The organism is Candidatus Benthicola sp., assembly GCF_058719085.1.
Genome location: NZ_JBZQEK010000134.1, coordinates 1 through 9,310, shown reverse-complemented (window position 1 = coordinate 9,310; position 9,310 = coordinate 1). Strand labels below are relative to the sequence as shown.

Here is a 9,310-nt window from a genome sequence, read left to right as displayed (position 1 = left end):
GCCGGGCGAGGTGCTCGTGCAGACCGCGCGACCGCACCATCCGGCGCTGCGTGCCGCTCTTCGGCACGACTACGAGGCTTTTGCCCGCGACGAGATCGAGGACCGAAAGGGACCGGGCTATCCGCCCAACCGCCGCCTGGCCAACCTGATCCTCTCCGGCCCGTCGGAGGAACGAGTCGCCGAGGCCGCGGAGCGAACGGCCGACTCGGCTCGCCGCCTGGCCCGTCGGGCACGCGACTCCGACGTCGACATCGTGGGCCCGGCTCCGTGTCCGATCGACCGGATCCGAAGGCGGTGGCGATGGCACTTCCTGCTGAAGAGCGACCGGCCCGCCGCCCTCGGAGCGTTGCTTCGCCACCTGGCCCGCCAGGAGGGTCAACCCGGAGGGGGTCTCCGTCTCGAGATCGACCGGGACCCCGAGGCCCTGCTGTAGCCGGACCCCTCGCACCTCCGTCGCGGACCCTCCGACCCGCCTCATGTGATTAGTGGCGAGCGTCGCCCATCACTCTGTGCATTGGCCATGTGGCGTACTTATGGGACGTTCAGGCGGGGGTCAGCTCCCTACCGGATACCGGACGATGAGGGAATCCGGTGGAGGCCGCACCGGCAGGGTGTCGGTCGACGCCGCGCCGACCAGCCGACTGGTCAGGTAGACGGCCGTGACCTGCCCACCGCCCTCGTTGATTCCGGTGAGGATGCGTCGAGGCGGCAGGGGCCGGCCCCCGGCGCTCCGCCGCTCGGGCCCGAGCTCCACGATCGGGACTCGAATCGCCCACCTGCGCACGATCCAGGCGCCGGAGGGAAGCCGGTCGAACTCCACGCTGCCCCCGAGCCGGCTCGTGTCCACATTCAGGTCCAGGTTCTCGTACCGGAAGTCCAGGCGCCGGAGCTCGGAACTCTCCGCGTCCAGCCACATGGTACCGCCGATGTCGATCACACGGCTGTCCTCCGTGGGCTCGAAACCGAGGACCACGACCCCCTCCTCGTCGGACCCCACGAGGCGGAAGCAGTGCCTTCGCAGGAACTCCCGGGACAGCATCACGTCCGCGTCCGGTCCGTAATACTGAATGGTCCCGGCGATCCACTGGACGAAGCCGCCCAGCAGCAGGTCCCGGGTCGGGATCGAGCGGAACGGGTGCCTCCCGAAGTAGCGGACCTCCTCGTACTCGACGGCGCTCACGGGCACGCCCTCGGGATCGAGGATGCGCTCGTAGTGCACGGCATCGAATCGGTAGTACGGCTGCTGTCCCGTCCACACGATGGCGGCCAGTGCCTTCCGGGCCTCCTCCCACACCCGGTACACCGCCACCCCCTCCTCGCCGAGGACCTCGCAGGCCCCTCCCGCGCCCTCGACCGCGAGCTCGGCCATCGGGATCGGGGCCACTCCGACTTCGAGCCGGTACGAGGCGCTCTCCCCCGCTTCCAGCGTGATGGGCTCGGACTCGACGCTCTCGTATCCGATGCGGTCCGCGCGCAGGCGATACGTGCCCGGCATCGGAGCGCGCAGGAGCCAGGTCCCGGCCGTGGACGTCAGGGTGGAAGAGAGCGTGTGGCCGGCGCTGTCCTGCAGAACCACGAAGGCGCCCGAAATGGATCGCCCGGTCCCCTGTTCGACGAGGACTCCCCGGATGCTCTGTGCGGTCGCGGGACGCGGGAGGAACAGCAGCCCCGAGAGCGTGGCCGCCATCACGGCGACCACGACCTGGCGGCGCAGCGTCATGCGGTCACTCCCGGGTGACGCCCAGACCCGGCTCGTCGCCGACCCGGATCTCCGCTCCCTGCAACCCGGGACCGGTGAAGGGGTCCTCCGCCAGCAGCGCCGCCCCGTCCAGGTCCGCGTAGTCCAGCAGGCTCGCGAGGTGCGCGGCGGGTGCGATCCCGAGGGAGGATTCCAGCATGCACCCCATCATGACCTGGAGGCCGCACGACCGGGCGGTGTGGATCATCCGGAGAGCTTCCCGCGGGCCGCCGCACTTGGAGAGCTTGATGTTGATGCCATCCACGAGACCCACGAGCCCGGGCACGTCGGCGCTGTCCACGCAGCTCTCGTCGGCTATGATCGGAAGCGAGGAGCGTCCATGGAGGAAGCGGTATCCCTCGCGGTCCGACGGATGGAGCGGCTGTTCCACGAACTCGACCCCGTGGTCCGCCAGCATCGCCACCCGCTCGACGGCCTCCCGGGCCGACCAGGCGGCGTTCGCGTCCACCCGGATCACCGTTTCCGGCGGCGCCGCGTCCCGGATGGTGGAGAGGATCTCCTCGTCCCGGTCCGTACCCAGCTTCACCTTGAGGATCGAGAAATCGGATGCCTCCGCCACCTTCCGCCTCAGGATCTCCGGCTCATCGATCCCGATCGTGAAGGAACTCTGAGGAGCCTCCGCCGGGTCCAGGCCCCAGAGCTTCCACAGAGGGAGCCCGGCTCTCTTACCGGCCAGGTCGTGCAGCGCGGCACTCACCGCCGCACGTGCGGACCCGTTGTGTCCGATGGCCCGCTTCAGGTCACGCTCGATCGTCTCCAGCCGGTCCGGGTCCTCCGCCTCTTCGATCACCGGACGCATTCGCTCCAGGGCAGCGATCACCGTTCCCGCGGTCTCACCGTAATACGGCAGGGGATCGGCTTCGCCCCAGCCCTCCATGCCTTCGCCCTCGATGCGCACCCACACGCGTTCGACGTCCTGCTTCACCGACCGGCTGATACGGAACGGGTGCCTGGCTCGAATGGTGAACCTCTCCCAGGTGAGCTTCATGAGTCCTCGCTTGACGTGACCGGATGAGCGGTTTCGGTCAGGGCGCGCAGGTGGGCCGTAACGCACTGGCCGAGCTCCGCCGGGTTGTATCCTCCTTCGAGGACGGAGACGACCCGTCCCCGGGCCGAGTCGCGTGTCCTCTCCACCACTTCGCGCGTGATAAGAGCGAAGTGCTCCGGAGCCAGGGTGAACCCCCCGATGGGGTCGTTTCGCGCCGCGTCGAAGCCGGCCGAGATGAACACCATGTCCGGTTCGAAACCGGCGGCCCGATCCAGACCCTCGAGCAGCGCGTCGACGTACCGGTGGGGATCCTGCCCGGGTCCCATCGGCAGGTTCAGGGTGGTGCCGTCACCGGCCCCGCGGCCCCTCTCCCCGCCCATTCCGGTCCCGGGATACAGCGGGTGCTGGTGCATGGACAGGTAGAACACGTCGGGGTCTTCGTAGAAGGCGTCCTGCGTCCCGTTGCCGTGGTGCACGTCCCAGTCCACGATCAGCACCCGGGAGGCGACCCCCTCCGCGAGCGCCGTCCGGGTCGCCACCGCCACGTGGTTGAACAGGCAGAAGCCCATGGCCCGGTCCGGCGTCGCGTGGTGACCCGGTGGCCGCACGGCGCAAAACGCCGCCGGGCCCTCGCCGCGACCTACCCAGCGCATCGCGTCGACCGCCGCCCCGCAGGCCGCGAAGGCGGCCTCCCACGAGCGACCGGATACGGCCGTGTCCGGATCGAGCCTGAGGATCCGGCCCAGCTCGGCGGCCCGCTGCGATGCCCCGCGGATCGTGGCGATGTGGTCCGCCGAATGCACGCGCCGGACATCGGTCTCCGCGGCCGGGCTCGCAGGCAGCGGAGCGACCCGGTCGTTCAGCTCGGGGAGAACCGCACCGAGGGCCGACATCACCGCACGGAGCCGACCCTGGTGCTCCGGGTGCTCCCAACCGGTGTCGTGGGCGCTGCACGCCTCGTGCGAAAACAGGGCGACTCGATCCATGATCCGGCTGACGCTCCAGTTGATCGGCTCGGGGAAGGGCTCGTAGCTTCCGGTCATGACAATGTACAGCGTGCGGTTTCCGGGTCTACCGACGGGGCGCGTGCGGCTGCCGCTCGCGCTCGTTCTGTGCGTCGCGGCGCTCTCCGCCGGCTGCGAGGTCGAGTGGGGCGGCGCCACCGTGCACCTCGAAGATCCGTCGCCTCCCCCCGAGGCGCCGGCCGAACAGGCCGCCGGGGCCGAGCCCGTCGAGCTGCCCCTGCCGGAAGGCCCACTGCTCTGGGTCGTGCGCCCGGACGGCACATCGGGTCGGGCCCTGGCGATGCCGGTGGCCCGCATGGTCGAGGGCACTCCGGCTCCCCTCGGTTTTCCGGACGCGCCGCCGGAGGGGTATCGGGAGCGCTTCGACGCGGAGTTCGCGCGTCCGGAGACGGAGTTGCTGCTCGGAGCCGGGGGGCTCCGGGCGGGCTCGCTCGTTCTCGAAGCCGCGCCGCGTGTGATCGACGCGGGCTGCCCATCCGCGGTACCGGCTCGGGCCCTCTTGACGCCCGGCGGCACTCTGCCGCCCGTGTCCTTTGCGCTCGGCCCCGGAGTGGCCGGCGGGCTCCCTGCCGTTCCCGACCCGGCGATCGTCGACAACCGGATGCGCACGTTCGGGCCGATTCTCGCCGAACAGCTGCTGCGGCAGGGTGGCGAGGATCGCCCCTATCTCGCGCAGCGAGCCGATCTCGAAGCGGTCGCATGGCCGGGAGACGAGAGTCCGGCCATGGCCGCCACGTACCTGATCAACGACTCGATCGGCGGCCCCGGACCGACGGGCTCCGGCGTCTCGCTGTTCTTCCTGGCCCGTTTCGGAGCCACCGGCTACGTGGTCGACTGGGCGGAGATGCGCACTTATCAGGGCGCGGGGGAACGCGAGATCTTCACCTGGCTCGGGGCGGCACCCGTGCCCGACGGTCGACTGGATTTCGCCGTACGGCGGGACGGAGGCGCGAGGCGGCTGGCAGCGAGCCGGGACAGCGAAGACCCGAATCGTGGGATCGAGTGGACCGAGGATGCCCGTTGCCCTTCTCTCGAGCTGCTGGATGTCCCGGACGAGGTATCGCCCGGAGGCTGATCGGCCGGCTCAGGCAGCGGCGAAGGTGCCGAGCGCCTTTCCGATCTCGCTGTTCCGGATGTCCTGCAGGGCCCGGTCGCGCAACTGGCGCACCCTCTCCCGGGTCACTCCGAGGAGCTGACCGATCTGCTCCAGCGTGTGCTCCGACTCACCCTGCAATCCGTAGTACAGGCGCAGCACGCGTGCGTCGCGCGGCCGGATCGACTGGAGGGCGATCGCCACCTGTTCCTTGAGGATCGAAGCGTCCACCGCCTCCTCTACGTCCGACTCGTCCACCAGGAAGCGATCGATGAGCTGGCTGTCCTCCCCTTCGCCCACCGGGGCGTCGAGGCGTACCTCGGCCACGTTGAGCGCCAGGAGCATCTCGACCGTCTTCGGGTCCAGATCCGCCGGACCCGAAATCTCGTCCGGGGTCGGGTCGCGGCCCAGCTCCTGCTTCAGCCCCTCGCTCACCCGGAGGACCCGCGCCAGCTCGGTAGCGCGGTTGAGGGGCAGCCGGACCGAGCGGCTCTGTCGTGCGAGCGCGGCGAGGATCGCCTGGCGGATCCACCAGACCGCGTAGCTGATGAACTTCACGCCCTGGTCCGGGTCGAATTTCTTGGCTGCCGTGACGAGCCCGACGTTGCCTTCCTGCACCAGGTCGCCGAACGGAAGGCCCCGGTTCTGGTAACGCTTGGCCACCGAGACGACGAACCGGAGGTTGGCCCGAACGAGCTTGGCCAGGGCTTCCTTGTCGCCCGCGCGCGCGAGACGCGCCGTGGCGTCTTCCTCCTCGGGAGTGAGAAGGGGGTACCGGCTGAGGTCTTCCAGGTACAGGTCGACCATGCTCGCCGATTCGGGAGACACGACCTTCCCGTGGTATCGTCCACTTCGCGACATGGTCAATCCTGGAGCGGGGACAGCCGTCAGCACAGGGCGAAGGAAGCTATGAGAGCCCGTCGACCGTTGTCAAACAGCTTGGCCGAGCCACTTCGCTTGTTTCGCCGGCGGCGCGATCGTAGTTAGGTTGTTCCGCTGGCCGGCGTTCGTAGGCCGGACGGCGCTCGACTCCTTGGTGAGAGGTTCATGGGGCGTTTCCACTGGGATTGCGCCGCGTTGAGTGACGTGGGACGCGTGCGGCGAAGCAACGAGGACTCCGTCTACTGTTCTGCGGACTCGGGCGTGTTCGTGGTCGCCGACGGTATGGGGGGTCACGCGGCGGGAGAGGTGGCGAGCGCGATCGCCTCGAAGTGGATCGCCGAGCGCCTGTGTGACGCGTGCAAGACCATGGAGCTGTCGGAGATCGAGGACCGTTTCCGCACTGCGTTCGTCGAGGCGGGGCGGGAGATCCTGCGCCAGGCCGCGGAGAACACCGCACAGCTCGGCATGGGCACGACGGCTACGGTTCTTCTCCTGCGTCCCCAGGGCCGGTACGTGATCGGCCACATCGGAGACAGCCGGGCCTATCACGTCCGCAGCGGTGTGATATCCCAGGTCACCCGCGATCACTCGTGGGTGCAGGAGCAGGTGGACCGTGGCATGATCACGCCGGAGCAGGCCAGGAACCACCCGCAGTCGAACATCATCACCCGCGCCCTCGGGACCGAGGCCTACCCCACTCCGGACCTGTACGAGGGCGCCATCCAGGGCGGCGACATCTTCCTCCTCGCATCGGACGGGCTCACCGACATGATCGAGGAGGAGCACATTCTCAGGATTCTGCAGCAGGAGGAGGACCCGGAACGCTGCGTCGGCAAGCTCGTCCGGGAAGCCAACCTGGCGGGCGGAATGGATAACATCACCGTGCTCGTCGCCCGCATCTCCGAGAGCGACTGAGGGCTGCCGCCGCTCCGATGGCGAGGCGTCCCCCGGCGGGGAAGCGATCAGGAGGATCCGCCGCGCCCGTTCTCGTAGATCGGCGTTCCCGAGTCCAGTCGTCGTTCGACCGACTCCACCGGGAGCACCAGCACGTCCAGCAGCGGGCCCGGATCCCAGCGTCCGGCCGCTTCCAGCGAGAACACCCTCAGGGCCCGTGTCGTGTGATGCAGAGACCGACCGAGGCGCGGAAGATCGATCAGTCCCGCCTCTCCCTCGGAGGTCAGCCGGATCACCTCGCCGCGGCGACGCACCAGCAGGAGCCGTAGCTCCAGCATGCGCGGGTTCGCCGGGTAGTCCAGGAAGACGGTTCCCGCCTCGAGACCCATGTCCTCGGCCAGCCGGTCTTCGAGCGCTCTCACCAGATCTCTGCGCTCGGGGAGCCAGCTCGCGATGCCCTCGGGCAGCTCGTCTCCCATCAGCTCCACCGTGCGCTTCGGCAGCCGGCGGTCGACCAGGGCTTCGAGCAGCGTCCGGAGAACGGTCGGCCGTCCCCCCTCCATACGGGCGGCGAGGGTGTTGAGGAGTTCCTCGTCGGTCGGGCCCGGCAGGTCCTCGCGGCTGAGGAGACCGGCCTCGAGGGCGCCTTCCACGAGCCGGCGAAAGGTGACGGTGGCCGAGCGGACCGCGTGGTGCCAGTACACGTTCCTGAACATCTGGTACTTGGCGAACATCAGGGACTCGAGGGCCGATATCCCCTTCTCGGTGACCGCCACTTCCAGCGGCGAGGCCTCCGACTCCCGGGCGAGCGTGAGCGAATCGAGCAGTCGGTCCACGTCGACCGCGCCATAGGGGACTCCACAGAACAGGCTGTCGCGCCTCAGGTAGTCGATCTTGTCGAGATCGAGCGAGCCCGACACGAGCCCCTGCAGAGGGTGCTGCGATCGACCCCGTATGAGATCCCCGATACGCCGGGTCGCACCGGCCCCCTCGCCGGCCAGCGCCGCCCGAATGCCGGGCGACGAAAGGAACCGATCGGCGACCTCCTCGTGATGCCCGGGAATCGAATCGGGCTCCAGCTCCTCCATCGCGTGCGAGAAGGCGTAGTGGCCGACGTCGTGGAGGAGGGCGGCGAGACGGATCTCGGGAATCGTGCGCCTCGAGAGATCATCGAGCGCGTCGAGGTGTCCCTTGCTCTCCAGGGCGTCGATCGCCCGTCCCGTCAGGTGATAGACCCCGAGGGCGTGCAGGAATCGGTTGTGGACCGCTCCGGGATACACCAGGTGGGCGAAGCCGAGCTGCTTGACTCTGCGAAGGCGCTGAAACTCGGGCGTGTCCACGACCGCGGCGGCGGAGGCGTCGAGGACCACGTTCTGCCACAGGGGGTCCCGTATGGTCCGACTCGTGGAGCGGCGCACGGTTCACCTCCGCGAACTCGAGAGGCGCGCCCGGCAGTAGACCGGACGGCGACCCGGAAGATGAGACGGGCCTCCGGCGTCCCGCAAACGGGAGCCGGAGGCCCTGGAACGAACGGCTGCCCTAAACCGCGGCCGCTTCCCGTTCCTTCGCCTTGGCCCTCACCAACTCGGCTTCCCGGCCCCGGTGGGCGGCATCGACGACGCTGATCGCCGCCAGGTTGGTGATGTCCTCCACGGTGGCGCCGCGCTGGAGCAGGTGCACCGACTTGTCCATGCCGAGCAACACCGGCCCGATGGCCGTGGCGCCCCCGAGCCGACTGAGGAGCTTGTACGAAGCGTTCGCCGCCGTGAGGTTCGGAAACACCAGCACGTTCGCCGGCCGCTTGAGATCCGAGAACGGGTAGCGCGTCTTGAGGATCCCGTCGACGACCGCGGTGTCCGCCTGCATCTCGCCATCGATCGTGATGTCCGGCCGCAGCTCCTTCACGATTTCCGCCGCTCTCCTGACCTTGTCGGACTCGGGGTGCCGGGCCGAGCCGAAGTTGGAGAACGAGATCATGGCGACCCGCGGGCTGATCGACAGCCTGCGTGCGAAGTCGGCCGTGAGGATGGCCGTCTCCGCCATGTCCTCTGCGGACGGGTCGATCTTCACGGTCGTGTCCGCGAAGAAGTAGAGCTGGTCCCGGAAGACGAGCATGAACAGGCCCGCGACGCTCTTCACTCCGGCCTGCATGCCGATCGTGTGCAGGGCCGGGCGCAACGCGTTCGGGTAGCTCAGGTTGGCGCCGGCGATGAGAGTGTCCGCGTCTCCCTTCTCCACCATCATGGAAGCGAAGTACAGCGGGTCCCGCATCTTCCGCACGGCGCTGTCGTGCGTCACGCCCTTGCGCTTTCGGCGCTCGAACAGGTGTCCGGCGTATTCCTCGAGCCGATCGAAGGAGGCGGGATCCAGAATCTCCACGCCCTCGAGGTCGACCTCCTCGCGAGCCGCGATCTGCCGGATCACTTCCGGGTTGCCGAGCAGGATCGGCGTGCCGAGGCGTTCGTCCACGATGGCGTGAGAGGCGCGGACCACCGTCTCGTTCTCTCCCTCGGGCAATGCGATCCGCTTCGGCGTGTGCTGCGCCGTGTCCATGATCGTTCGCATCAGCTCGCGCGCCGGTCCGAGCCTCGCCTCCAGCTCGTGCTGGTACTCCTCCAGATCGATCTGCCGGCGGGCCACCCCCGTGCGCATCGCCGCCTCCGCGACCG

The 9,310-nt window shown here is 69.0% G+C and carries 8 protein-coding genes and 1 pseudogene; 3 read left to right on the top strand and 6 right to left on the bottom strand.

The features are described 5' to 3' along the window. Positions 1 to 433: pseudogene (locus tag AC36XV_RS10195) on the top strand (hypothetical protein); the annotation flags it as partial. A 120-nt stretch (positions 434 to 553) separates the two neighbouring features. Here AC36XV_RS10195 and AC36XV_RS10190 read toward each other — a convergent pair. From AC36XV_RS10190 to AC36XV_RS10180, 3 genes are read right to left on the bottom strand one after another with little or no spacing between them, the layout of a single operon-like run. Continuing rightward, positions 554 to 1,720, bottom strand: a complete 1,167-nt coding sequence (locus AC36XV_RS10190; protein WP_492203574.1) for a carboxypeptidase-like regulatory domain-containing protein — start codon at positions 1,718 to 1,720, stop codon at positions 554 to 556. 4 nt (positions 1,721 to 1,724) lie between these two features. After that, positions 1,725 to 2,747 carry a dipeptide epimerase gene (locus AC36XV_RS10185; protein WP_492203573.1) on the bottom strand — a complete coding sequence of 341 codons (1,023 nt, stop codon included), beginning with the start codon at positions 2,745 to 2,747 and terminating at the stop codon, positions 1,725 to 1,727. Beyond that, positions 2,744 to 3,790 (bottom strand): histone deacetylase family protein, encoded by a 1,047-nt coding sequence (locus tag AC36XV_RS10180; RefSeq protein ID WP_492203572.1) that lies wholly within the window; start codon positions 3,788 to 3,790, stop codon positions 2,744 to 2,746. The genes AC36XV_RS10185 and AC36XV_RS10180 overlap by 4 nt, the downstream gene beginning before the upstream one ends. Here AC36XV_RS10180 and AC36XV_RS10175 point away from each other — a divergent pair. Next, a complete protein-coding gene (locus AC36XV_RS10175) occupies positions 3,789 to 4,847 on the top strand; it encodes a hypothetical protein (RefSeq protein WP_492203571.1) in 1,059 nt (352 codons plus the stop codon). The genes AC36XV_RS10180 and AC36XV_RS10175 overlap by 2 nt on opposite strands. Before the next feature lie 9 nt (positions 4,848 to 4,856). On the opposite strand, the gene AC36XV_RS10170 is transcribed toward AC36XV_RS10175, so the two are convergent. Then, a complete protein-coding gene (locus tag AC36XV_RS10170) occupies positions 4,857 to 5,726 on the bottom strand; it encodes a sigma-70 family RNA polymerase sigma factor (protein WP_492203570.1) in 870 nt (289 codons plus the stop codon). 225 nt (positions 5,727 to 5,951) lie between these two features. Here AC36XV_RS10170 and AC36XV_RS10165 point away from each other — a divergent pair, with 225 nt between their 5' ends. After that, a complete protein-coding gene (locus AC36XV_RS10165; protein WP_492203575.1) occupies positions 5,952 to 6,662 on the top strand; it encodes a Stp1/IreP family PP2C-type Ser/Thr phosphatase in 711 nt (236 codons plus the stop codon). A 47-nt stretch (positions 6,663 to 6,709) separates the two neighbouring features. Here AC36XV_RS10165 and AC36XV_RS10160 read toward each other — a convergent pair whose 3' ends face one another. Continuing rightward, positions 6,710 to 8,059, bottom strand: a complete 1,350-nt coding sequence (locus AC36XV_RS10160) for an HD domain-containing protein (RefSeq protein ID WP_492203569.1) — start codon at positions 8,057 to 8,059, stop codon at positions 6,710 to 6,712. Between the two features lie 121 nt (positions 8,060 to 8,180). Next, positions 8,181 to 9,310: phosphate acyltransferase (locus tag AC36XV_RS10155; RefSeq protein WP_492203568.1), on the bottom strand; the 1,130-nt coding region annotated here is incomplete at its 5' end.

Bases quoted from the DNA above. Each gene is read 5' to 3' on its own strand.
- AC36XV_RS10190 (WP_492203574.1), bottom strand. From the start codon at position 1,720: ATGACGCTGCGCCGCCAGGTCGTGGTCGCCGTGATGGCGGCCACGCTC.
- AC36XV_RS10185 (WP_492203573.1), bottom strand. From the start codon at position 2,747: ATGAAGCTCACCTGGGAGAGGTTCACCATTCGAGCCAGGCACCCGTTC.
- AC36XV_RS10175 (WP_492203571.1), top strand. From the start codon at position 3,789: ATGACAATGTACAGCGTGCGGTTTCCGGGTCTACCGACGGGGCGCGTG.
- AC36XV_RS10180 (WP_492203572.1), bottom strand. From the start codon at position 3,790: ATGACCGGAAGCTACGAGCCCTTCCCCGAGCCGATCAACTGGAGCGTC.
- AC36XV_RS10170 (WP_492203570.1), bottom strand. From the start codon at position 5,726: ATGTCGCGAAGTGGACGATACCACGGGAAGGTCGTGTCTCCCGAATCG.